Source organism: Baekduia soli (assembly GCF_007970665.1).
GTDB lineage: Bacteria > Actinomycetota > Thermoleophilia > Solirubrobacterales > Solirubrobacteraceae > Baekduia > Baekduia soli.
The window spans coordinates 1-22,394 of the sequence record NZ_CP042430.1 but is presented as its reverse complement, the minus strand read 5'-3'; the positions used below and the strand labels follow the sequence as shown (position 1 = coordinate 22,394).

The window sequence follows — 22,394 nt, the reverse complement described above, 5'->3', positions numbered from 1 at the left end:
CCCGCACGACGTCGGCGCCAACCGGCCCGGCAGGACCGCGCCCGGGCCTGGGCCGCCGGGCGCCGTCGTGCTAGGAAGAGGTGGAACATGGACTTCCGCTGCGTCTACCACCACGGCCTCGCGAGGGTCGCCGCGTGCACCGGGCCGATCGCGATCGCCGACCCCGCCGCCAACGCGGAGGCCGTGCTGCGCCAGGCCCGTGCCTGCGCGCAGGAGGGTGTCGCGGTCGCCGTGTTCCCCGAGCTGTGCCTGTCGGGCTACTCCATCGAGGACCTGCTGCTCCAGGACGCGCTGCTCGACGGCGTCGAGGCCGCGCTGGCCGCCGTCGTGGAGGGCTCGGCCGGGCTGCTGCCCGTGCTGGCCGTCGGCGCGCCGCTGCGCCACCGCCACCGGATCTACAACTGCGCGGTGATGGTCCACCGGGGCGGCGTGCTCGGCGTGGTCCCGAAGTCCTACCTGCCGACCTACCGCGAGTTCTACGAGCGCCGGCAGATCGCCCCGGGCGACGACCAGCGGGGCGAGATCCGCGTCGGCGGCGCCGACGTCCCATTCGGGCCCGACCTCCTCTTCGCCGCCCAGGACGTGCCCGGCCTCGTGCTGCACGCCGAGATCTGCGAGGACGTGTGGGTGCCCGTGCCGCCGAGCTCGGAGGCCGCGCTGGCGGGCGCGACCGTGCTGCTCAACCTGTCGGGCAGCCCGATCACGATCGGCCGCGCCGAGGACCGCAAGCTCATGTGCCGGTCGCAGTCCTCGCGCTGCCTGGCGGCCTACGTCTACGCCGCCGCGGGCGAGGGCGAGTCCACGACCGACCTCTCCTGGGACGGGCAGACGTTCGTCTACGAGGACGGCGTCCTGCTGGCCGAGACCGACCGCTTCCCGGCCGGCGACCGCCGCTCGGTGGCCGACGTCGACCTCGACCTGCTGGCCCAGGAGCGCCGGCGGATGGGGACCTTCGACGACAACCGGCGCACGCACGCCGCCCGCGCCGGGGCGTTCCGCACCGTCCCGTTCACCCTGGACCCGCCCGACCGCGACCTGGGCCTGCGCCGGCGCGTCGAGCGCTTCCCGTTCGTGCCCGCCGACCCCGCCCGCCTGGAGCAGGACTGCTACGAGGCCTACAACATCCAGGTCGTCGGGCTCGAGCAGCGCCTGGCGGCGATCGGCGACCCCAAGGTCGTCATCGGCGTCTCGGGCGGGCTGGACTCGACCCACGCGCTCATCGTCGCCGCCCAGGTCATGGACCGCGTCGGCCGGCCGCGGACCGACATCCTGGCCTTCACCCTCCCGGGCTTCGCCACGAGCGACCACACGAAGGCCAATGCCCACCACCTGATGGACGCGCTCGGCGTCACCAAGGCCGAGCTGGACATCACCCCGACCGCGCGGCTCATGCTCGGCGAGCTCGGCCATCCGTTCGCCACCGGCGAGCCCGTCTACGACGTGACGTTCGAGAACGTCCAGGCCGGCCTGCGCACCGACTACCTGTTCCGCATCGCCAACCAGCGCGGCGGGATCGTGCTCGGGACCGGCGACCTGTCCGAGCTCGCGCTGGGCTGGGCCACCTACGGGGTCGGCGACCAGATGAGCCACTACAACGTCAACGGCGGGGTCCCCAAGACGTTGATCCAGCACCTGATCCGCTGGGTCATCGCCAGCGGCCAGTTCGACGACGAGGTCGGCGCCACCCTCGGCGCGATCCTCGAGACCGAGATCAGCCCCGAGCTGGTGCCGGGCGCCGAGCTGCAGTCCACCGAGTCGACCGTCGGGCCCTACGCGCTGCAGGACTTCGCGCTGTTCCACGTCCTGCGCTACGGCTTCCGGCCCTCGAAGATCGGCTTCCTGGCCTGGCACGCCTGGCGCGAGACGACGGCCGGCGCCTGGCCGCCCGGCTTCCCCGACGCCGACCACGTCGCCTACGACCTGCCCGAGATCCGCCGTTGGCTCGAGCACTTCTGCCGGCGCTTCTTCGCCTTCGCCCAGTTCAAGCGCTCGGCGCTGCCCAACGGGCCGAAGGTGTCGGCCGGCGGGTCGCTGTCGCCGCGCGGCGACTGGCGCGCGCCGTCCGACGGCTCGGCCACCGCCTGGCTGGCCGACCTCGAGCGCTGGGACGCCGGCGCCTGGGAATGAGTCCCGTCCGCCGTCGTGCTTGTCCCATCGGGGCGGGCCCGGGGGACGGCGAGACGGACAACGCAGGGCGCCGGGATCTCCGACGGGCGCAGGAGGTGCGTGACCCACTGGCCGTTCTTGAACGCGCGCACGAAGATGCGCTGGGCGTCGCCGGCGCGCTGCTCGAACGTCGCCCACCGGACGCGCGGGCCGCCGGTGACGAGCGAGCCGACCATGACGCCTTCGAGGACCCGGGCCGGCCCGGCAAAGATCGGGAACATTGCCCATGCGCGGGACGGGGCCTTAGGGCCACGCTGGGGACCACCTCCATCCACCACCCACACGAGGTCCCCATGTCCATCCGCACCACCACCGCCGCCGCGCTGGCCGCCGCGGCACTGGCCGCGGCGCCCGCCGCCGCGCAGGCGCGCACCGACGAGCAGTTCGACAGCGGCGCCCAGCGTGCGCCGGCGACCCGGGCCGCCGACCCCGCGCCGCTGCGTGGCGGCGCCGGCACCTCCTCCGCGGGCGACGCCGGCGCGGGCACGGCCACCGTCCTGCTCATCGCCGGCGGCACGCTGCTGGCCGGCGCTGCCGGCGGCTTCGGCGGCGGGCGGGTCGTGACCCGCCGGCACGCGCTGCGCCCGTGACCGGGATGGGTCCTTCCCCGCGGCCCGGGCGCGGGTGGATACTCGGCGGCGTGAACGCGCCAACGACGTCCAGCCCGTCGCTCGTCGGCCGCGGCGAGGACCTCGCCGCCCTGCGGGCCGCGTTCGAGCAGGCCCGCGGCGGCGAGGTCGTGACCGTCGTGGTGGCCGGCGACGCCGGCATCGGCAAGACGCGCCTCGTGCAGGAGCTCGCAGGCTGGGCCCACGTGCAGGGTGCCCGCGTGCTCACCGGGTCGTGCATCGACGTCGGCGACGCCACGCTGCCCTACGGGGCGATCATGGACGCGCTGCGGGCCGTGCCGGCCGAGGCCTTCGAGGAGCTCGGCGTGGCGCTGCGCCGCGCCCTGGCCACCGTCGTGCCCGAGGCGGCCCCCGACGACGAGCCCCACCAGGGCGGCCAGACCGCCCTGTTCGGCGCGGTGCTGCGGCTGCTCGAGCAGCTCGGGCGCGAGGCGCCGCTCGTGCTCGTGCTCGAGGACGTCCACTGGGCCGACGGCTCCACGGAGGCGCTCGTGCGCTTCCTGGCCGGCGGGCTGCGGGAGACGGCCGTGCTGCTCGTGCTGACCCATCGCACCGACGAGCTGCAGCGCGACCATCCCGTGCGCCGCTTCCTGGCCGAGCTGGGCCGCGAGGCACGCGTGTCGACGCGGGTCCTCGCGCCCCTGACGCGCGAGGAGACCGCAGGCCAGCTCGCGGGGCTGGCCGGCGGACCGGTGGACGGCGACACGCTGGACGCCATCCACGTCCGCTCGGAGGGCAACCCGTTCTTCTCCGGCGAGCTGCTGTCGGTCTCCGTGCGCGAGGGCGTGGTCCCCGCGACCCTGCGCGACACCCTCGTGGCGCGCCTGGACCGCCTGCCCGACCCCGCCCAGCGGGTCGTCCGCGTCGCGGCGGCCTGCGGCCGCGACGCCGACCACGACCTCCTGGCCGGCGCCTGCGCGCTCGACGACGACACGCTGGACGATGCGCTGCGCGCCTGCCTGGCCGGCCACGTCCTCGAGGTCGATCCCCTGCGCGACGCCTACCGCTTCCGCCACGGCCTGCTGCATGAGGTCGCCGCGGCCGAGCTGCTGCCGGGCGAGCGCGTGCGGCTGCATGCGCGCATCGCCGACCTGCTCGAGGCCCGGCCGCTCCTGCCCGGCACGCCGGGTGCCCACCAGCTCGCCGAGGTCGCCCACCACCGGCTGCGCGCGCAGGACCGCGAGGCCGCGCTGGTCGCCGCGCTGCGCGCCGCCTGCGCCGCCGAGGAGGTCCACGCGCTGGCCGAGGCCGGCCTGAACTACGACGCCGCGCTGGAGCTGTGGGAGCTCGTGAGCGACCCCGAGGGGCTGACCGGCGTCGACCTGCCGTTCCTGCTCGAGCGTGCCGCCGAGTGCCGCTGGCTGGGCTTCGGCGACGCGGACATCAGCACACGCCTGCGCGAGCGCGCGCTGGCCGAGCTCGGCGAGCACGCCTCTCGCCTGCGCCGCGCCGAGTACCTGTCGCGGCTGGCCACCACGTCGTGCTACGTCAACCTCAGCGCGCAGATGCCGCTGCACGAGGAGGCGCTGTCCCTGCTCGACGACACGCCCAGCCTGGCCGCCGCGCGCGTCCGGGGCCGCTACGCCAGCGTGCTCATGCTCACGAACCAGTTCGGCCCCGCCGAGCGCGAGGCGGTCGAGGCGGCCGCCATCGCCCGGGCCGTGGCCGCGCGCAGCGAGGAGGCCGACGCGCTCATCACCCAGGCCGTGTGCCGCTCCTCCGCAGGGGACCTCGACACCGCGCTGGCGCTGCTGGACCGGGCGCGCCCGTCCGCGTCGGAGGCCGGCGACCTGCGCGTGCTGCAGCGCTTCTACACCAACTCGACCCACATCCTGTCCGGGTTCGGCCGCTACGAGGACGCCGTGGCCGTCGCGCGCGAGGGCCTGGGCGTGCACGCGCGCGCCGGGCTGGACCGCCATGGCTCCAGCGGCGTGCAGGAGAACGGCGCCGCGGCGCTGCGGGCGCTGGGCCGCCTCGACGAGGCGCTGGAGCTGCTCGGCGACGACCCCGGGCCGGTGACCAAGGACACCGTCTGCCTGCACTGCGGCCGGGCGGCCGTCGCGCTGCAGCGGGGCGACCTGGACGCCGCGGCCGACCGCCTGGCGCGCATCCGCGCGATCGACGAGCTCGAGGCGCTCGTGCTCGTCCCGGTGTGCACCCAGCAGGCCGACGTCGCGCTCTGGCGCGAGGACCTGCCCGGCGCGCTGGAGGCCGTGCGGACGGGGGAGGCCGCGTTGGTCGACGGCGAGCGTCTGGACGCCGCGCCGCTGCTGGCGATGGCCGTGCGCGTGCAGGCCGACGGCGTGGCCGCCGGCGTCCTGGACCCGGACGCCGCGCGCGCCGAGGCCGACCGCCTGCTGGAGCGGCTGACGCGCTGCGCGGGCATCGGCGAGAGGCCGCTGCCGCTGCCCGACCAGCTGCTCCTGGTCGCCGCCGCCGAGCGCTCGCGCCTGGACCCCACGCCGGCGCCGGCCCGCTGGCGGTCGGCCGTCGCGGGATGGCAGGCGCTGGGCCACCCCTATGAGGCCGGCTACGCGCGCTGGCGGCTGGCCGAGGCGCTGGCCGGCGCCCGCGGCGCTCGCGGCGAGCTCGAGGAGACGCTGCGCGCCGCCCACGCGGGGGCCGTCGCCCTCGGCGCCGCGCGGCTCGCCGCGGCCACCGGGCGCCTGGCGCGCCGGACCCGCGTCACGCTGCCCGGCCAGCGGGCGGAGGACGTCGCGTTCCCGGAGCTGACGCCCCGCGAGCGCGAGGTGCTCGGCCTCATCGCCGACGGGCGCACGAACCGCCAGATCGCCGAGACCCTGTTCATCAGCGAGAAGACGGCCAGCGTCCACGTCTCCAACATCCTGAGCAAGCTCGGCGCCGCCAACCGCGGGGAGGCGGCCGCGCAGGCCCACCGTGCGGGCTTCGACGCCGAGGCAGCAACGGTCCGGTAGGCACCCGACCGCGGGCGCGCGGGGGGCTGCACGCGAGATGGCAGGCGCAGGGACCCCCGCGAGGTACGGTCCCGGCGCCGGTGTCCGAGTTCCGTCCCCCGTGCGCGCGTTCGCCGCGGCCCTCACGGCCGGGCTGCTGCTGGCCGCGCCCGCGACCGCCGACCTGGGCAGCCGGGTGCAGTCCTCGCGGGCCAAGGACAAGGTCCTGCAGGGCCAGATCGGCGCCGACTCGCACCGGATCGCCCGCTTCGAGGGCCGGCTGTCGGACCTGCGCGAGCGCCTGGCCGCGCTGCAGGGCGCGCTCGACGTCGAGCAGGCGCAGCTCACCTCGCTGCAGGGGCGCCTGCGCGCCTCGCGGGCGCGGCTCATCCGCCTGCGCCTGGCCTACACGCGCGACCGCCAGGTCCTCGCCCGGCAGCTCGTGGCCCAGTACGAGGTCGACCGGCCCGATCTCGTCTCCGTCGTGCTGACCTCCCACAGCTTCGGCGACCTGGTCGAGACGGCCGACAACCTCCGCGCGGTCGCCGACGAGAACACGTCGGTCACCGTCCGGGTGGCGCGCGCGCGTGTCGCCGTGACCGCGCAGGCCAGGCGGCTCGCGGTCCTCACCGCCCAGCAGCAGCGCGTCACCGCCGCGGCCCTGACGCAGCGCGACGAGGTCGACGCGATCAAGATGGCGCTCATCGAGCGCGAGACCGGCGTGCTGCGCGCCCGCGCGGCCAAGCAGGCCCAGCTCGCCACGCTGCGCGCCAACCGCAAGCGCCTGGAGGACAAGCTCGCGATCCTGCAGGCCCAGAGCGCCGGCTTCAGCGGCTCGGGGCCCGGGCTGCCCGCCGGCGGCGCGCCGGCCTTCGCCGGCCACGGGGGCGCCTACGGCTTCTTCCAGGCGCCCGACACGAACTACGCGGTCGGCAACGAGCCGACGATCGCCGCTCGCCTCGACGTCCTGGGCAAGGCCCTGCACCTGCACCTCATCGGGATCTCGGGCTACCGGACGCCGCAGCACTCCGTCGAGGTCGGCGGCTTCGCCAACGACCCGCACACGCGCGGCGAGGCCTCCGACACGCCCGGCGTCGAGGGCGTGCCCGAGGCCACGCTGGAGCACTACGGCCTGACGCGCCCGTTCGGCGGCGCCGCCGAGGCCGATCACATCCAGCTCGCCTGACTAGGCTCTCGCCCATGAGCACCGGGAGCGGCCCGCTGACGGGCCGGCGCATCGTGATCACCGGGGCGGCCGGCGGGATCGGGCTGACCCTCGCGCGCCGCTGCGTGGGCGACGGGGCGGCCGTCGCGCTCGTCGACGCCGACCCGCGCGTGCTGGAGCTGGCCTCCGAGCTGGGCGGTGTGGGCTTCGCCGTCGACATCACCGACCGCTCGACGGCGCCCTCGACGCTCGCCGAGGCGGCCGCGCAGCTGGGCGGCGTCGACGGCCTGGCCAACGTCGCCGGCGCCCAGCGCGACGGCGACGCCGTCCACACCACCGACGAGGTCTGGGACCTCGTGCTCGCCGTCAACCTCACCGCGCCGTGGGTGTGGTCGCGGGCCGCGATCCCGCACATGCTGAAGGCCGGCCGCGGCAGCATCGTCAACGTCGCGTCGATCGCCGCCTCCCATGCCCTGCCGTCGGCCGTCTCCTACGTGACGTCCAAGACCGGCCTGCTCGGGCTGACGCGCAGCATCGCCGTCGACTTCGGGCGCCAGGGGATCCGCTGCAACTCGGTCTCGCCCGGCACGATCGAGACCGACTTCTTCCGCGACTACGCCCGGCGCAACCCCGACGTCGCCCGCCGCCTCGAGGACCTCAACTTCGCCGGGCGGTTCGGCACGGCCGACGAGGTCGCGGCCTGCTGCGCCTATCTCCTGGGCGACGAGTCCGGCTTCGTCAACGGGACCGACGTGGCCATCGACGGGGGCCGCGCGGCGGCCAGCGTCGTGCCGCGGGACGGCTGAGCGCCGTGCCCGCCACCCCGGCCGGCCGCCGCTCGCACCCGGTGTTCGCCCGGGCGTGGTCGGTCATGGGGCCGCAGGCCATGCCGCGCGAGGACCGCGCGCAGCTCGTCGCGGGCCTCGCGGGCGAGGTGCTCGAGGTGGGCGCCGGCGACGGCCTGAGCTTCGCGCACTACCCGGCGACGGTCACGGCGCTGACGGCCGTCGAGCCCGAGCCCCACCTGCGCGCCGGCGCGGAGCGGCGCGCGCGCGACGCGCCCGTGGCGGTCACGGTGCTCGACGGGACCGCCGAGGACCTGCCGGTGCCCTCGGCGGCGTTCGACGCCGCGGTCACGTGCCTCGTCCTGTGCTCGGTGACCGACCAGGCGCAGGCCCTCGCCGAGCTCGTGCGCGTGCTGCGCCCCGGCGGCGAGCTGCGCTTCTACGAGCACGTCGTCGGCCACGGCGGCGTGGGCGCGGCGCTGCAGCGCGGGCTGGACCGCTCCGGGCTGTGGCCGAGGCTGGGCGCCGGCTGTCACCTGGCCCGCGACACGGGTGCGGCGATGGCCGCGGCGGGGCTGACGATCGAGGCCTGCCGGCGCTTCTCCAGCGGCGGCCTGCCGCACATCGCCGGCGTGGCGCGGCGAGCGTGAGCCCGGAGGTCAGGCCGGGTCGGCCGCTGCGCGCACCGGCGCGCCGTTGAGATCGTCGAGCAGGTCCTGCAAGGTCCAGCACATGGTCTCGAAGCGCTCCCGCCCCACGCGCCGCGCGTAGTCGGCCTCGATGCCGGCGATGATGGCGCGGCCCGCGCGGATCGCGTCCCAGCCCGCGGCCGTGAGCACGATGAGCTTGGCGCGGGCGTCGCTCGGGTCGGGCCGCCGCTCGACGAGCCCCTGGGCCTCGAGCTGGTCGATGAGCTCGGCCGTCGCCGGGCGTGTCATCGCGGCCCAGGCGGCCAGGTCGCTCAGCCGCGTCCCCCCGGCGCGGATGTTGCCGAAGACGTGCAGATGCGCCATGCGCAGCTGGACGCCGGCCTACGAGCTGTACTTCGGCTTCGCCCAGGAGGGCCGCGTCGACGCCCGGGCGATGCCGGGCCTGCTCGATCTCGCCACGGTCTGGGCCGAGACCTCCGCGCGCGCCGTGCTCGCCCGTCCGCCCGCCTGGGTGCAGCACGCCGCGATGCGGCTGCTCTCGCCCGTCGCCCGCCTGGCCGGGCGTCGTGCGCCGGCCTGCGAGCGCGCGGCGGCTGTCGCCGGCTGACGCTCAGCCGGCGACGGGCGCCATCAGGTCGATCGTCGGCCCGATCGTGCCCTCCAGCGGGGTGAGCACCACGAGGTCGATCCCCGCCTCGCGGTAGGCGTCGAGGCGCCGGCGGCACTGCTCGGGCGTCCCGGCCGCGGCCAGGAGGTCGATCGCCTCCTCGGGGACGAGCCGCGCCGCAGCCTCCAGGCCCTCGCCGGCCAGCGCGTTGCCCACGTCGTCGAGGACCCGCTGCGGCAGGCCGGTCTCCTGCGCGATGTTCGGCATCGCCCCCAGGTAGAGGCCGATGAACCGGCGCGCCGCGTCGCGGGCCGCCTGCTCGTCGTCGTCGGCGCAGGTCAGGACCGCCATCGCGACCTCGACGTCGTCCAGGGTGCGCCCGGCGTCCCGGGCGCCGGCCTCCAGGAGCTCGAGGCGCGACTCGACGTAGGTCGTCGGCAGGCACACGTTCATGAGCATGCCGTCGGCCACGCCGCCGGCGTAGCGCATGGCCTTGGGCCCGGTCGCGGCCAGCCAGAGCGGCAGCTCGGCGCGCGCCGTACCGGCGCCGGCGGCCAGGACGTCCTCGATGCGTGCGCCGTCCAGGGTGACCGTCGTGCCGTCGTAGGACACGGGCTCGCCGCGCATGAGCGGCGGCAGGACCTCGCAGTACTCGCGCAGGCGGGTCAGCGGGCGGTGGAACGGGACGCCCTGCGGGGCCAGCACGCGCGGCGAGCCCGTGCCCAGGCCCGCGAGGATCCGCCCCGGCGCCAGCTCGTCGAGCCCGAGGAAGCTGATGGCCAGCACGACGGGGTTGCGCGTGTAGACGTTGACGATGCCGGTCCCGATGCGGACCCGCTCGGTGACCTGGGCGATCGCCGCGGCCGGCACGAACGCGTCGCGCGTCATGCGCGTCTCGGCGATCCAGATCGAGTCGAAGCCCCGGTCCTCGGCCTGGCGCGCGAGCGCGACCATCTCGGGGATGGCGGGTGCGCCGGTGAAGAGGAGGCCGACGGGTGGGGTGGCGGCGGTGGCCAAGGAGGGCCGACCCTACCGGTGCGCCGCACTAGGGTGCAGCCCATGGGCAACGACGCGACAGCACAGGCGAACATCGGCGTGGTCGGGCTGGCCGTGATGGGCGCGAACCTCGCGCGCAACCTGGCCGGCCGAGAGGGCAACACGGTCGCCGTGTTCAACCGCTCCCCCGAGCGCACGCGGCGCCTGGTCGACGAGCATCCCGAGGCGGGGTTCGTGGCCTCGGAGGACCTCGACGCGTTCGTGGCCTCGCTGACGGTGCCGCGCACGGCCATCATCATGGTCCAGGCCGGCGCGGGCACCGACGCGGTCATCGACCAGCTCGCCGACCGCTTCGAGGCCGGCGACATCATCGTCGACGGCGGCAACGCGAACTTCCAGGACACGATCCGGCGCGAGCACGCGCTGCGCGAGCGCGGGCTGAACTTCGTCGGCGCCGGGATCTCCGGCGGCGAGGAGGGCGCGCTCAACGGCCCTTCGATCATGCCCGGCGGCTCGGCCGAGGCCTACGCGACGCTGGGGCCGATCCTCGAGTCGATCGCCGCGGTCGCCGAGGGCGAGCCGTGCGTCACACACGTCGGCACCGACGGCGCCGGCCACTTCGTCAAGATGATCCACAACGGCATCGAGTACGCCGACATGCAGCTCATCGGCGAGTCCTATGACCTGCTCCGGCGCGTGGGCGGCCACGACACCGACGCGATCGCCGACGTCTTCGCCGCGTGGAACGACGGCGACCTCGAGTCCTACCTCATCGAGATCACCGCCGAGGTCCTGCGCCACCGCGACGCGGAGACCGGCACGCCGCTCGTCGACCTCATCGTCGACGAGGCGGGCTCCAAGGGGACCGGCGTGTGGACCGTGCAGAACGCGGTCGGACTGGGCATCCCGGTCGGCGGCATCGCCGAGGCGGTCTTCGCCCGGGCGGTGTCCAGCAAGCCCGAGCAGCGCGCCGCGGTGCGGGGCGTCGTGGGGGCGCGCCCGGAGCTCCCCGAGGTCGGCGAGGACTTCGAGGACGACGTGCGCGCGGCGTTGTACGCCTCCAAGGTGGTGGCCTACGCCCAGGGCTTCGACGCGATCATCGCCGGCGCCCGGGAGTACGACTGGGACATCCACCTCGGCGACATCGCCAAGATCTGGCGCGGCGGCTGCATCATCCGGGCGCGTTTCCTGAACCGCATCGTCGAGGCCTACGACCGCGACACGACCCCGGCCACGCTGCTGGAGGACCCGTACTTCGCCGACGTGGTCGCCCGGGGCGACGCGGCCTGGCGGCGGATCGTCGCGATCGCGGCCCAGGCCGGCGTGCCGGCGCCCGGGTTCTCCTCGGCCCTGGCCTACTACGACGCGCTGGCCTCCGAGCGGCTGCCCGCGTCGCTCATCCAGGCCCAGCGCGACTTCTTCGGCGCCCACACCTACCGGCGCGTCGACCGGCCCGGCACGTTCCACACCCTGTGGTCGGCCGACCGCTCCGAGGTCCAGGAGGACTAGGCGGATGCCGCGGGGGCGCTAGGCGAACAGGTCGATCGTGACCTGCTGGGCCCTGCGGATCTCGCCGTCGCGGTCGATCCCGCCCGCGCCGCCGGCCTGACCGCCGTCGCCGGCGAGGCCCGCGACGGCGGGCATCTGCGGCATGAGCGAGTCCAGCGCGGCGGCGATGCCGCCGGCGGCGCCGCCGGCCGGGGCCGGCTCGGCGAATGGGCTGACGCTCTTGATGGAGGCGATCGCGTCCCACTGCATCTGCGCCGCGGCGGGATCGGTGAAGCTGCCGCTCGGGCCGGAGATGCCCATGCTCACGCGAGGATGTCGATGATCGACTTCTCGGCGTCCATCGCCCGGCGCAGCATGGTGAGGCTGACCTCCTGCCGGACCGACGCGACCTGCGCGCCGACCACGCCGCCGACGAGACCGGCCGTGCCGTCGTCGGCGCCCGCCGGCCCGCTGCGGGCCACGGAGCGGGTGGCGACGTCGAGCTGGTCCTGGGCGGCGGAGACCCCGAGGAGCGAGCTGCTGACGGCGGGCACCATGCGGCTGCATCGGCGATCGCGCGGCCGCGCGCGAGGCGGCCCGCGCGGGCTGGACCGATGGGCGAGGCGATGCGGCAGGATCCGGGAACCCGACCAAGGAGCACGGACCATGACCGCAGGATCTCCACGCGCCGGCCGGCGCCCGGACGGCACGCCGCGGCGTGCGCTGGTGACCGGCGCCAACGGCGGCATCGGGCGGGCGATCGTGCAGCGCCTGACCGACGACGGCTACGAGGTCGTCACGATGGACGTCGCCGGCCCCGCCGACCTGGTGGTCGACCTCGTCGGCGACCCGATGCCGACCGAGGCCCTGGCCGACATCGACGTGTGCATCTCCAACGCCGGCGTCGTCGACACGCTCTCGCCCGCGCACCGGATGAGCGCGGAGAAGTGGGCGCTGGACATCGACGTCAACCTCACCGGCTCGTTCCGCGTGGTACAGGCCTGCCTGCCGGGCATGCGCGAGCGTCGCTACGGGCGCATCGTGCTGACCTCGAGCGTCGCGGCGGCCATCGGCGCCCGCGGCCAGGTCGCCTACTGCGCGTCGAAGGCCGGCCTGATCGGCATGGCCCGGGCCATCGCGTCCGAGAACGTCGCCCACGGCATCACGATCAACTGCGTGCTGCCCGGGACGATCGCCACGCCGAAGGTGCTCGCGATGCCGCCCGAGGTCGTCGAGCGCGTCCGCGACCGCTTCATGCCCGGCGGCCGGCACGGCGAGCCCGAGGAGGTCGCCGGGCTCATGGCCTACCTCGCCTCCCCCGAGGCCGGGTTCGTCACGGCGCAGTCGATCATCATCGACGGGGGCGCGCACCTGGGCAACGTCTCGCTGGGCGACCCGGGAAAGGGGGACTAGGCTCGCCCCCGAGGCGGCCGGCCCGGCTCATCACGATCCCCATCACCCGGGCCGACCGGCGTGGGGGCGGGCGGCCTGTACCCGGCACCCGGAGGAGGTGCGCCGCCGCGAGGCCGACCTCGACGCCACGCTGGGCCCCGAATCGAGGCGCTGGATGTACGTCAACCTGCTGCCGGCGCCCGCGGTGCCCAACGCCGACAACCTGACCGGCGTCCCGGCGTGGGAGCGCCGGGCGTGGGCGTTGCCGCATGAGCGCTAGCCCGCGAGATCCTTGCGCCGCATGGACCACATCTGCGAGGCGCGCTCGAGCTCGAGCGCGGCGGACCAGGGGAGCGCCGGCGGCCCGGCGACCGTGCGCATCGACCGCGCGGTGCGGCGGGCGAGCTCGGGGTCGGCGGCGGGGGTGGCGGCCAGCGCCAGCGCCGTGGCGTCGACGTCGGCGGCCGGGACCGCGGCCCAGGCGAGTCCGAGCTCGACGGCCTGCGCGCCCACGACCGTCGCGCCGAACAGCTGCATGGCGTTGGCCGTCTCGCGCCCGACCCCGCGGGCCAGCAGGGCGGAGTGCCCGCCGCCCGGGTGCAGGCCGATGGGCAGGAAGCCCGACAGCAGCTTGGCGTCGTCGGCGACGACGCGCAGGTCGGTGGCCAGCGCGAGGTTCAGGCCCGCACCGACCGCGCCGCCGCGGATGGCGGCGATCGTCGGCGGCTCCAGCGCGCCGACGCGAGCGAACGCGCCGTAGATCGCGCCCATGTCGCGGTAGACCTGCGGGTCGGAGGGGTCGCGGCCGGCCGCGGCCAGCGTCGGGCGGTCGCCGCCGGCGCAGAAGTAGGGGCCCTCGCCGGCGACGACCACGGCGCCGATCGACGCGTCGGCGTCGATCTCCTCGCAGGCCTCCGTCATGGCCCGCGCCATCGCGGGCGTGAGCGCGTTGCGCCGCTGGGGGGCGCACAGCGTGAGGACGGCGATGCCGTCGCGGCGTTCGAGCGTGAGGTCATCCGACATGGCCGCGGACCCTAGCCCGTGCGCCCGCAGGGCGTAGGGTTGGCCGGCACCCGATGCACCTCCACGCCCTGTCCTGCGGCCGCCAGACCGGTCGCTTCCGCGGCCGCGACGCCGACCCGCTGACGATTCCCACGCCCGTGTTCCTCATCGAGCACCCGCAGGGCCGCGTGCTCGTCGACACGGGCCTGCACCCCGCGATGGGGCACGACCCGGCGTCGCGCATCGGCGGCCTGGCCAAGGCCTTCTCCTTCGCGCTGGGCCCGGGCGAGGACGTCGGCGGCCGGCTCGCCGCGCTCGGGGTCGACCCCGCCGGCCTGCACGCGCTCGTGCTCACCCACCTGCACTACGACCACGCCGGCGGCTGCGGCCTCGTGCCGCCCGGCGTGCCGCTCTACGTCCAGGCCCGCGAGTGGGAGGCCGGCCGCGACCCCGAGGCGATCGCGACCCACGCCTACGTGCCCGCCGACTACGCCCAGGACCGCACGGTGCACCTGCTCGACGGCGGCCACGACCTCTTCGGCGACGGGCAGGTCCTGCTCGTCCCGACGCCCGGCCACTCGGCGGGCCACCAGTCCGTGCTGCTGACGCCCGGCGACGGGCCGTCCGTGCTGCTGTGCGGCGACGCGTGCTACTTCGCCGACTGGCTGGACACCGGGCGCTTCCCGCCATGGACCTGGGACCGCGAGCAGGAGCGGCGGTCCGTGGACGTGCTGCGCGGGCACCGCGACCGTGGTGCGCGGCTCGTCTTCGGCCACGACCCCGTGGCCTGGGCGCAGGTGCCCCAGGCGCCCGCGCGGGTGTTCTGAGGCCGGCCTCCGTCTCGAGCACGCGCATCGGGGTCCGCGTGCAGGGCGCCGAGGTCGGGCCGCGATCGTGCCAGCCCGCCGGCCCCGTGGGTCCCGACCGGCCGGGCGGAGACGGGCCGCCCGGTGGTCCTGTCGCGCGGAGGCCCCTTGCGACGGCGTCGCCCGATGTGGTCAGCTGTGCCGATGCGCGAGTGCCGTGCGACCACCGGCTGCCGCCGGTCCACCCGCCGCCTCGTGGGCCATCCGACCCCGCTCGCGTGGCGCACCGGGTCCTAGGGGCGGCCGCGCCGACGATCCTGCTGGCGCCCGACTCGTTCAAGGGCACGTTCACGGCGCGCGAGGTGGCCGAGGCGCTGGCCGCGGGCGTGCGGGCCGCCGGGGCGCGGCCCGACCGCTGCCCGGTGGCCGACGGCGGCGAGGGCACGATGGACGTGCTGCTGGCCGCGCTGGGCGGCACCGTCGCCCACGCCGACGTCCACGACCCGCTCGGCCGCCCCGTGACGGCGCGCTACGCCCTGCTGGCCGACGGCCGCACGGCGGTCGTCGAGTCGGCACAGGCGTCCGGGCTCGCGCTCGTGGCCGAGGCCGACCGCGACGCCGAGGCCGCCTCCACGACGGGCACGGGCGAGCTGCTGGCCGCGGCGTTGGCGGCCGGGGCCCGCCGCGTGCTGGTCACCGTGGGCGGCAGCGCGACGACGGACGGCGGCCTGGGGCGGTGCGGGCGCTGCGGGCCGCCGGCGGCCTCGGCGACGCCGAGCTCGTCGTGCTGTGCGACGTCACGACGCCCTACGAGGACGCCGCCCGCGTCTTCGGGCCCCAGAAGGGAGCCGACGAGGACGCGGTGCGGCGGCTGACGCGCCGCCTGGACGCTCGGGCACGCGAGCTGGAGCGCGACCCGCGCGGCGTGCCGATGACCGGCGCCGCGGGCGGGCTGTCGGGCGGGCTGTGGGCGGCCTTCGGCGCGCAGCTGCGCCCGGGCGCGGCCGCGGTCCTGGACGCCGTCGGCTTCGACGCGCGCCTGCGCGCGGCGGCCGCCGTGGTGGCCGGGGAGGGCTCCGTCGACGGCCAGAGCCTGGGCGGCAAGATCGTGGGGGAGATCGCCGCCCGCGCCCGCGCCGCGGGGGTGCCGTTGCACGTCGTCGCCGGCCGCGACGGCCTCCGCGGCCCCGAGCGCCGGCGCCTCGGCGCCGCCTCGGTGCGCGAGGCGCCGACCCTGGAGGCGATCACGGCGGCGGGTGAGGCGATCGCCGCGGCGGCCGTCAGTCCTTGAGCTTGCGGTCGTCGCGCAGCGGCAGCTGCAGCTCGTCCTGGGCCGGCAGGCCGGCCTCGAGCTCGCGCCCGCGCTCGAGCTCGGCGTTGAGCTCGGCCCCGAGGAGGACGGCGATGTTCGAGATCCACAGCCACACCAGGAAGGCGACCACGCCGCCCAGCGTGCCGTAGGTCTTGTTGTAGGACGAGAAGTTCGCCACGTAGATCGCGAAGAGGGCCGAGGCGGCCAGCAGGACGACGAGCGCGAGCATGCCGCCGACGGTGATCCAGCGGAACGCGGGCTGCTTCACGTTGGGCGCGGCGTAGTACAGGATGGAGAACATGACGCTGACGACGGCCGCGATGGCCGGCCACTTGGCGATGTCCCAGGCCGTCACGGCCGCCGAGCCCGCGCCGACGACGCTGCCGAGCTGGTCGGCCACCGGACCGGTGACCACCACGGCGACGGCGCTGGCGGCCAGCAGCAGGACCATGATCGTGGTCACGATGAGCTGCATCGGGCGCAGCTTCCAGAACGGCCGGCCCTCGGGCACCTCGTAGATCGCGTTGGAGGCCCGGGCGAACGCGCCGACGTAGCCCGAGGCGCTCCAGATCGCGGCGGCGATGCCCGCCACGAACGCGATGCCCGCGCCGCCGCGGCTGCCGGCGATCTGCTTCACCGCGCCCGAGAGGATGTCGTTGGCCGGCCCGGGCGTCAGCGCCGCCAGGTTGTCCAGGACGGGTTGGGTGGCCGAGGGCCCGACGAGCCCGATGATCGACACGAGCGCGATGAGCGCGGGGAAGATCGCCAGCACGCCGTAGTAGGTCAGCGCCGCGGCCCAGTCGGTCAGGTTGTCGTCCTTGAACTCCGAGACCGTGCGCTTCAGCACCCCCGTCCAGGAGCGCGCGGGCAGGTCGGTCGGGCTGTGGGGGCTGCGGTCGTCGTCCGGCCCCGGGGCCGCCTCGCGCCCGGCTCGCGCGTCGTCGTCGCGCACGAAGCGCCGTTCGGAGGTCTCTCTCGCCATGCCGTGGCCGTGCCCGATCGGGCCGCGTCTCTATCATGGGTTTGCCGTTCGACCTCCGCTCGGAGAGCCCTCCGCGCGCCGTGCCCGGCGCCCAGGCGCGTGCGCACGCATCGAGCATCCGCGCGGACACCACGGGCTCAACCGGCGCGCCCCACCGCCGATCACCGGGGCGACAACGCGGAGCTTCCCGAAGGGACGCGTTGGAATCAGGTTGCGCTGCCCAGGGGCCGGCGCTGATGGGCGGCCGCCGTGGGGGCGGCCGCTCGTCGTTCCGGGCCCGGGCGGTGGACTACGGAGCCCGTCGGCGGCGCGCCCCGGATGGCCCGGCGGCCCTGCGTCCCTAGCGTCGCGGTCATGTTCCGACACGGCCTCGTGGGCGTCGACGGCTCCGGCGGAGGACGCGACGCGGTCGCGCTCGCCCGGGCGCTTGCCCCCGAGCGGCTCACGCTCGTCCACGCCCACCGCCCCGACCGCCATCCCTGGCCCGCGGGGCATCCCGACCCCGAGGCCGACCGCGACGCGGCCCGGCGCCTGCTCGAGGCCGCGCGCGTGGCCCTGGGCGCCGACGCCGAGCTCGTGACGGTGGCCGACGCCTCACCGGCGCGGGCGCTGCAGCAGGTCGCCCAGGAGCGCGAGGCCGACCTCATCGTCGTCGGATCGGCCCACCACGGCGCCGTCGGGCGGATCGTGCTCGGGGACGTCGGCCGCGTCGTCCTGCACGACGCGCCGTGCCCTGTCGCCGTCGCCCCCAAGGACTTCGACGGCGCCGCACCGCGCCAGGTCGCCGTCGGCTGCGACGGCACGCCGGAGTCGCAGGCGGCCGTCGACGCCGCGCGCGACCTCGTCGCGACCCACGGCGGGGCGCTCACCGTCTATGTCGTGTGGGAGGCGCCCGTGGTGCCGGTCACGGGCGCCCCGGGGGCGCCCGCCTACGTCTCCCAGGGCCTGCCCGAACGCCGCCGATGGGCCGAGGAGACGCTCGAGGAGACGCTCGCGCGCCTGCCGGGCGCCACGGCGGGCAAGGTCCTCAACGGCCGGCCGCGCATCGAGCTCGAGGCGATCGCCTCCCGCCACGACCTCCTCGTCGTCGGCTCCCGCGGCTGGGGCACGGCGCGCCGCGTCGCGCTGGGATCCACGTCGGACTGGCTCGTCCACCACGCCGCCTGCCCCGTGCTCGTCGTCCCGCGCCCGGCCGACGGCGCCGACCCGGCGCCGCCGCGCCGCCGCAGGCCGCCTCGGCCGCCCACTAGGAGCCGGAGCCCGCCACCTCCGCGACCGCGGCCATCGCCGCGCGGCGCTGTGCCGGCACCCGCGGCAGCGACCGCAGCTCGTGGGCCAGCAGGTGCGCCCAGTGGCGCAGCGGGCGCGCCCAGACGACGTCGACGGCCAGTCCGTGATCGCGATAGGGCGCGAAGAACAGCGGCGTGCGCACGTGCCAGCGCGACGTGACGACGGTGACGCGGCGCGCGCCGCCCAGCGCGAGCACCAGGCCCAGGGAGCACGACGCGTTCTCGGCCGTGTCGCGGCCCGCGACCTCCAACAGCACCGGCACGCGGGCAGCGTCCACTCGCGGGCCATCTGCTCGGCCTCCGACAGCCCGTCGGTGTGCGTCCAGCCCGTGAGGATCGCCGCGCGCACCGGCGTCTGCAGGCAGAGCTCCTGCGCGCGGTACAGGCGCGCCCGCGTGTGGGAGGAGATGCGGTGCTCGGCGCTGACGCCGGGCTCGCGATGCCCGAGCACGACCACCACCCGGCCGTCGTCGTCGCCGGCCTCCGGGTCCAGGCGCGCAGCGGCGGCGCGGTCGCAGAGCACGAGCGCCTCCGGATGGGCGCGCACGACCGTCGCGACGTCGCCGCCGGGCCCGGCCAGCAGGGCGTGCAGGGCCTCGGCGCGGTCGGCGCCGGTCGCCACGACGATGAGCTCGCGCGCCCGCGCGAGCGCCTTCGGGGAGGGCGCGCCGGGCTCCGGCACGCCGCGCGGATCCAGGCGCACGACGACGGGCAGGGGGTGTGCGGGCCTCGCGCGCCGGCGGTCGGCGAGGATCGCGTCCAGGACGCGGTCCACCCTCGCCGGGTCGGCCAGCCGCAGGACCGATGGGCCGAGCACCGCGCTCAGTCCCCGGCGCCGGCGAGCGGCCCGAGCAGCCCGAGGTAGTCCACGAGCGAGCGGTCGCTGAGGAACTCGTGGCGGACCCGCTCGCGTGCGGCACGCCCCATCGCCGCCGCACGGGCGGGGTCGCCGAGCAGCTCGAGCACCGCCGCCCCGAGCGCCGCGCCGTCGCGCGGGTCGTCGAGCAGCAGCCCGCTGCGGCCGTGCTCGATCTGGTCCTGCAGGCCGCCGAGAGCGCTGGCCACGACGGGCCGGGCCTTCCACATCGCCTCGGCGACCGTCAGCCCGAAGCCCTCGGCCAGGCTCTTCTGCACGACGACCGCGGCCCGCCGCTGCAGGGCGTTGATGACGGCGGCGTTCTCCTCCGGGTCGTCCATCGGGATCTGCGCGAGGTGCACGCGGTCGCGGACCTCGGTCGGCAGCCGGTCGCGGCACGCGCGCGCCTGCTCGAGGACGGCGCCGGCCTCGGGGTCGTCGCTGACGCCGTCGGCCGGCGGCCCGGCGTAGACCAGGTGCGCGTCGCACGCCGGGGCGACGTGGGCCGCGAAGCCCTCGATGACCCCGACGGGGTCCTTCAGCGCGTCCCAGCGCGACACCTGCAGGACGAACGGCTCGCGGCGGCCCAGCGGGCGCGCGCGGTCCACCGCGGCGCGGCGGCGAACGACGCCGGGCGTCCCGTCGGCCCGCGTGAACGCCGGCGGCGGGTCGGCCGCCCCGGCGTCGGCGAGGCCCGCGGCGGCGAGGATCGCGGCGACGGTCGCATCGTCGAGGTCGGCGTTCTTCGGGCTCAGCGGATCGATGGACGGCGCGATGACCGCCCGCCGCGCCTCGGGGATCGTGTCCCAGGCGTAGGCGGGCCGCGAGAACACGCACACGTCGGCGTGCCGGACGAAGGGCTCCAGGAAGTCCCAGGCGGCGCGGACGGCGGCGTTGGGCCGGTCGCGCCGACGTGCACGCGCCAGACGACCGGGATCCCGTGGGCGGCCAGGCCCGGGATCAGCCCGGCGGTCTGCGGGTCGTGCAGCAGCACGACGTCGCCGGGCCGCACGCGGCCGGCCAGCGCCTCGGCCGCGGGCGCCAGGGCCGCGGCGTAGCGGTCGCGCTCGGCGGGCCCAGCCCCCGCCGTCGCCCTCGGCGCCGTGCAGGTGGTTGTGCAGCCGCTTGGTCAGGGCGAAGAACGCGCCGTCGCCCCGCACTACGAGCCAGCGCGCATCGACGCCGGCGCCTCGCGCCAGCGGCATGAGCGCCGCGAGCAGCTCGGCGACGCCGCCGCCCCGCGCCGTGGAGTTCACGCACCAGACGGCTTGCCCGGCGAACACGGGCGCGGCGCGCGCGACCGCCGCATGCAGCCGGGCGCGTCCGTGGCGTCCAGCACCGCCTCCAGCGCGAGGGCGGCGTGGCCGCACCGCGACGTCGACGAGGGGCTCGGTATCTCCGGCCATGGACGGGACCGTACGCGGAGGGCGCGGCAGCCGTGCCCGCCGTGGCCGTGCCGGCCGTCGGTCGCGCGCAGGGCGGGCACCAGCTCGCTCGTCACCAGGCCGGTGCTGTGCGTGACGTCGTCGACGATCGCCAGCCAGCGCTCCGTGGCCGACGGCGCGTCGACGACGGAGAGCACGACGGGGACCCGGCGGCGAAGCTGCAGCAGCACGTCGCCGTGCGGCGCGTGGTCGCCGTGGTAGCCCCAGATGCCGCGCAGCGTGGTCGCCCCGGCCGCCCCGGCCGCGCGCAGCTCCCGCAGGAGGCCGTGGTGGAGCGGCCGGCCCTCGTGGGTCGCGGCCTCCGAGGTGATGACCGTCAGCTTCTGCCAGACGCCCAGCCCGTACGGGTCGGTGTCGGCGACCGCGTGCGGTCGGCCGACCACGCGGCCGTCGCGCTTGACGATCCGCACGCGCTCCAGCGTCGCCAGGGGCTCGGCGAGCACGCCGGCCAGCTCGCCCAGCGCGGCCGCGATCGGCGGGCCGTCGCCGACGGCGACGATCATCATCGGGACCGCCGCATTGCGGTGCAGCACCGCGCGCGCCGCCGCTGCCCGCGGACGGTGCCGTCGACGCCGAGCAGGACGGTCGCGCCGTCCACGCCGTGGCGGCGCAGCAGGTCGACGACCGCGGGCGCCGCCGCCCGGCGGCCCGCGCGCTCCCCCGCCCGACGTACACCGTGAGCTTCGCGGCCTCGCCGGCGGCCGGCGACGCGCCCCGTCCATCGTGAGCACTCGTGCGCGTTCGAGCGTGACCAGGCCGGTGAAGCCGGGCAGCGCGCGGACGTCGGCCAGCGCGGCCTCGATCCGCGGGCGCTCGTCGACGGCGACCGCGACGAGCGGGAGGTCCTCGGAGAGGCTCAGCAGCCGGTCGGTCCGCACGCGCTGCGCGGCCCCGAAGCCCTCCATGGCCCGCAGCACGACGCTCGCCCGCAGCCCGTGGCGGGCGTAGACGTCGACGAGCGCATCGGCCAGGAACGCCCGGCCGGCCCCGCGCGCGCTCGCCGAAGTGGACCGTCAGCTTGAGGGCGTCGTCGCTCACAGCGCGGCCCCAGGTACCGGCCGGCCAGGACGGCCAGGACGCCCGCCACGAGGCTGACGGCCACGTTGGCCGCCGCGACGCGGCCCCGGCCCTCCTCGGCGAGGCGGTGGCTCTCGAGCATCCACGTGCTGAACGTCGTGAAGGCGCCGATGAGCCCGACGCCCCACAGCATGGAGCGGTCGCCGGAGACGCCCGCCCCGGCGAGCACGCCGAGCGCGACCGCGCCCGTGAGGTTGACCGCGAGGGTGCCGAGGGGGAAGGACCCGGCGAGGCGCCGCGACACCGCGCCGTCGAGCAGGAGGCGCGCGACCGCGCCGAGGCCGCCGAGCAGCGCGATCCGGCCCACCGCCGCGCTCACCGTGCCCACCCCACCCGGCGCACGAGGTTCGTGGCACCAGGACGGCGGCGAACCCCGCCACGAGGCCGGCGCCGCGTAGCCCCGGCGAGCCCGAGCCGGCCGTCGTCGAGCATCCGCAGCAGCTCGAGCTGCATCGTCGAGAACGTCGTCAGCCCGCCGCAGAAGCCGGTGCCCACGAGCGGGCGCCGGTAGCTCGACAGGGGAAGGCGCTCCTGCAGGCGCGTCGTCGCGTAGCCGAGGACGAACGCGCCGGCGACGTTGACCAGGAACGTGGCCCACGGCCAGCCGCCGCCGTGGCCCAGGGCCTCGGCGAGCTCGCCGCGGGCCACGGCCCCCACCGCGCCCCCGGCGAACACCGCCGCCAGCTCGCGTGCGTCGAGGCGCGCCATCAGCCCCGGCGTCCCGCGCCGTCACGCTCGCGGTCGGGTCGGTCGTGGTCGGGTCGGGCTCCATCCGGGGTCTCCTACGTGGCGTCGGTCGACGGGGCGTAGAAGCCATCGGCGGTCGCAGCCG

General features: G+C 76.5%; 24 protein-coding genes and 3 pseudogenes. 15 read left to right on the top strand and 12 right to left on the bottom strand.

What is annotated here, in order from left to right; all coding sequences use genetic code 11:
• Positions 1-87: 87 nt before the first annotated feature.
• The 6 genes from FSW04_RS00110 (at position 88) to FSW04_RS00085 (ending at position 8,310) form a co-directional block, all read left to right on the top strand.
• Entirely contained in the window at positions 88-2,127 is a 2,040-nt protein-coding gene (locus tag FSW04_RS00110) for an NAD(+) synthase (protein ID WP_146914983.1), read from the top strand.
• Positions 2,128-2,459: 332 nt separating this feature from the next.
• Positions 2,460-2,756: a hypothetical protein gene (locus FSW04_RS00105; protein WP_146914981.1), complete on the top strand. Its 297-nt coding sequence runs from the start codon at positions 2,460-2,462 to the stop codon at positions 2,754-2,756.
• Positions 2,757-2,806: 50 nt separating this feature from the next.
• Positions 2,807-5,731, top strand: coding sequence for a helix-turn-helix transcriptional regulator (locus FSW04_RS28080; RefSeq protein WP_187369105.1), 2,925 nt, complete (start codon positions 2,807-2,809; stop codon positions 5,729-5,731).
• 100 nt (positions 5,732-5,831) lie between these two features.
• Positions 5,832-6,896 (top strand): hypothetical protein, encoded by a 1,065-nt coding sequence (locus FSW04_RS00095; protein WP_146914976.1) that lies wholly within the window; start codon positions 5,832-5,834, stop codon positions 6,894-6,896.
• 14 nt (positions 6,897-6,910) lie between these two features.
• Positions 6,911-7,681 carry an SDR family NAD(P)-dependent oxidoreductase gene (locus FSW04_RS00090; protein ID WP_146914974.1) on the top strand — a complete coding sequence of 257 codons (771 nt, stop codon included), beginning with the start codon at positions 6,911-6,913 and terminating at the stop codon, positions 7,679-7,681.
• 5 nt (positions 7,682-7,686) lie between these two features.
• A complete protein-coding gene (locus FSW04_RS00085) occupies positions 7,687-8,310 on the top strand; it encodes a class I SAM-dependent methyltransferase (protein WP_146914972.1) in 624 nt (207 codons plus the stop codon).
• 9 nt (positions 8,311-8,319) lie between these two features.
• Here the strand turns inward: FSW04_RS00085 and FSW04_RS00080 are convergent, their stop codons facing one another.
• Positions 8,320-8,673: a MarR family winged helix-turn-helix transcriptional regulator gene (locus FSW04_RS00080; RefSeq protein WP_146914970.1), complete on the bottom strand. Its 354-nt coding sequence runs from the start codon at positions 8,671-8,673 to the stop codon at positions 8,320-8,322.
• Here FSW04_RS00080 and FSW04_RS00075 point away from each other — a divergent pair.
• Positions 8,672-8,917, top strand: a complete 246-nt coding sequence (locus tag FSW04_RS00075) for a hypothetical protein (protein ID WP_146914968.1) — start codon at positions 8,672-8,674, stop codon at positions 8,915-8,917. The two genes, FSW04_RS00080 and FSW04_RS00075, sit on opposite strands and share 2 nt — an antisense overlap.
• 3 nt (positions 8,918-8,920) lie before the next feature.
• Here FSW04_RS00075 and FSW04_RS00070 read toward each other — a convergent pair whose 3' ends face one another.
• Entirely contained in the window at positions 8,921-9,934 is a 1,014-nt protein-coding gene (locus tag FSW04_RS00070) for an LLM class flavin-dependent oxidoreductase (RefSeq protein WP_146914966.1), read from the bottom strand.
• A 42-nt stretch (positions 9,935-9,976) separates the two neighbouring features.
• Here FSW04_RS00070 and gndA point away from each other — a divergent pair, with 42 nt between their 5' ends.
• A complete protein-coding gene (gene gndA, locus FSW04_RS00065) occupies positions 9,977-11,422 on the top strand; it encodes an NADP-dependent phosphogluconate dehydrogenase (RefSeq protein ID WP_146914964.1) in 1,446 nt (481 codons plus the stop codon).
• 18 nt (positions 11,423-11,440) lie between these two features.
• Here the strand turns inward: gndA and FSW04_RS00060 are convergent, their stop codons facing one another.
• The gene (locus FSW04_RS00060; protein WP_146914962.1) at positions 11,441-11,722 is read right to left on the bottom strand and encodes a hypothetical protein; all 282 of its coding nucleotides are present in this window, start codon (positions 11,720-11,722) and stop codon (positions 11,441-11,443) included.
• Between the two features lie 2 nt (positions 11,723-11,724).
• On the bottom strand, positions 11,725-11,958 hold the full coding sequence (locus FSW04_RS25440; RefSeq protein ID WP_146923378.1) for a hypothetical protein: 234 nt from the start codon (positions 11,956-11,958) through the stop codon (positions 11,725-11,727).
• A 109-nt stretch (positions 11,959-12,067) separates the two neighbouring features.
• Between FSW04_RS25440 and FSW04_RS00055 the strand changes: the two genes are divergently transcribed.
• Together FSW04_RS00055 and FSW04_RS25435 are read left to right on the top strand one after the other, a co-directional pair.
• Positions 12,068-12,814: an SDR family oxidoreductase gene (locus tag FSW04_RS00055; RefSeq protein ID WP_187369104.1), complete on the top strand. Its 747-nt coding sequence runs from the start codon at positions 12,068-12,070 to the stop codon at positions 12,812-12,814.
• Positions 12,815-12,911: 97 nt separating this feature from the next.
• Entirely contained in the window at positions 12,912-13,073 is a 162-nt protein-coding gene (locus tag FSW04_RS25435; protein ID WP_187369103.1) for a hypothetical protein, read from the top strand.
• Here FSW04_RS25435 and FSW04_RS00050 read toward each other — a convergent pair.
• Positions 13,070-13,816, bottom strand: coding sequence for an enoyl-CoA hydratase-related protein (locus tag FSW04_RS00050; RefSeq protein ID WP_146914958.1), 747 nt, complete (start codon positions 13,814-13,816; stop codon positions 13,070-13,072). The genes FSW04_RS25435 and FSW04_RS00050 overlap by 4 nt on opposite strands.
• A 53-nt stretch (positions 13,817-13,869) precedes the next feature.
• On the opposite strand from FSW04_RS00050, the gene FSW04_RS00045 reads away from it, so the two are divergent.
• From FSW04_RS00045 to FSW04_RS27695, 3 genes are all read left to right on the top strand, one after another.
• Positions 13,870-14,622: an N-acyl homoserine lactonase family protein gene (locus FSW04_RS00045; protein WP_146914956.1), complete on the top strand. Its 753-nt coding sequence runs from the start codon at positions 13,870-13,872 to the stop codon at positions 14,620-14,622.
• 257 nt (positions 14,623-14,879) lie between these two features.
• On the top strand, positions 14,880-15,476 hold the full coding sequence (locus tag FSW04_RS27700; RefSeq protein WP_267128277.1) for a glycerate kinase: 597 nt from the start codon (positions 14,880-14,882) through the stop codon (positions 15,474-15,476).
• Positions 15,386-15,892, top strand: a complete 507-nt coding sequence (locus tag FSW04_RS27695; protein ID WP_267128276.1) for a glycerate kinase — start codon at positions 15,386-15,388, stop codon at positions 15,890-15,892. The genes FSW04_RS27700 and FSW04_RS27695 overlap by 91 nt, the downstream gene beginning before the upstream one ends.
• Here the strand turns inward: FSW04_RS27695 and FSW04_RS00035 are convergent.
• Entirely contained in the window at positions 15,882-16,895 is a 1,014-nt protein-coding gene (locus tag FSW04_RS00035; RefSeq protein WP_146914954.1) for a YihY/virulence factor BrkB family protein, read from the bottom strand. The two genes, FSW04_RS27695 and FSW04_RS00035, sit on opposite strands and share 11 nt — an antisense overlap.
• Before the next feature lie 354 nt (positions 16,896-17,249).
• On the opposite strand from FSW04_RS00035, the gene FSW04_RS00030 reads away from it, so the two are divergent.
• Complete coding sequence (locus FSW04_RS00030) at positions 17,250-18,344, top strand: universal stress protein (RefSeq protein ID WP_187369102.1); 1,095 nt, start codon at positions 17,250-17,252, stop codon at positions 18,342-18,344.
• A gap of 252 nt (positions 18,345-18,596) precedes the next feature.
• On the top strand, positions 18,597-19,049 hold the full coding sequence (locus FSW04_RS00025) for a hypothetical protein (RefSeq protein ID WP_146914949.1): 453 nt from the start codon (positions 18,597-18,599) through the stop codon (positions 19,047-19,049).
• On the opposite strand, the gene FSW04_RS00020 is transcribed toward FSW04_RS00025, so the two are convergent.
• From FSW04_RS00020 to crcB (FSW04_RS00005), 6 genes and pseudogenes are all read right to left on the bottom strand, one after another.
• Entirely contained in the window at positions 19,007-19,873 is an 867-nt protein-coding gene (locus tag FSW04_RS00020; protein WP_187369101.1) for a glycosyltransferase, read from the bottom strand. The genes FSW04_RS00025 and FSW04_RS00020 overlap by 43 nt on opposite strands.
• Complete coding sequence (locus tag FSW04_RS28235; protein ID WP_407652975.1) at positions 19,792-20,052, bottom strand: hypothetical protein; 261 nt, start codon at positions 20,050-20,052, stop codon at positions 19,792-19,794. Before FSW04_RS28235 ends, FSW04_RS00020 begins: the two co-directional genes overlap by 82 nt.
• A 142-nt stretch (positions 20,053-20,194) precedes the next feature.
• Positions 20,195-20,245, bottom strand: a pseudogene (locus tag FSW04_RS28230) (hypothetical protein); the annotation flags it as partial.
• Positions 20,246-20,484: 239 nt separating this feature from the next.
• Positions 20,485-21,523 (bottom strand): annotated as a pseudogene (locus FSW04_RS00015) (DUF190 domain-containing protein); the annotation flags it as partial.
• Between the two features lie 10 nt (positions 21,524-21,533).
• Positions 21,534-21,890: pseudogene (crcB, locus tag FSW04_RS28225) on the bottom strand (fluoride efflux transporter CrcB); the annotation flags it as partial.
• Positions 21,878-22,270, bottom strand: coding sequence for a fluoride efflux transporter CrcB (crcB, locus tag FSW04_RS00005; RefSeq protein ID WP_146914940.1), 393 nt, complete (start codon positions 22,268-22,270; stop codon positions 21,878-21,880). The pseudogene crcB (FSW04_RS28225) and the gene crcB (FSW04_RS00005), both read right to left, overlap by 13 nt.
• Positions 22,271-22,394 lie beyond the last annotated feature (124 nt).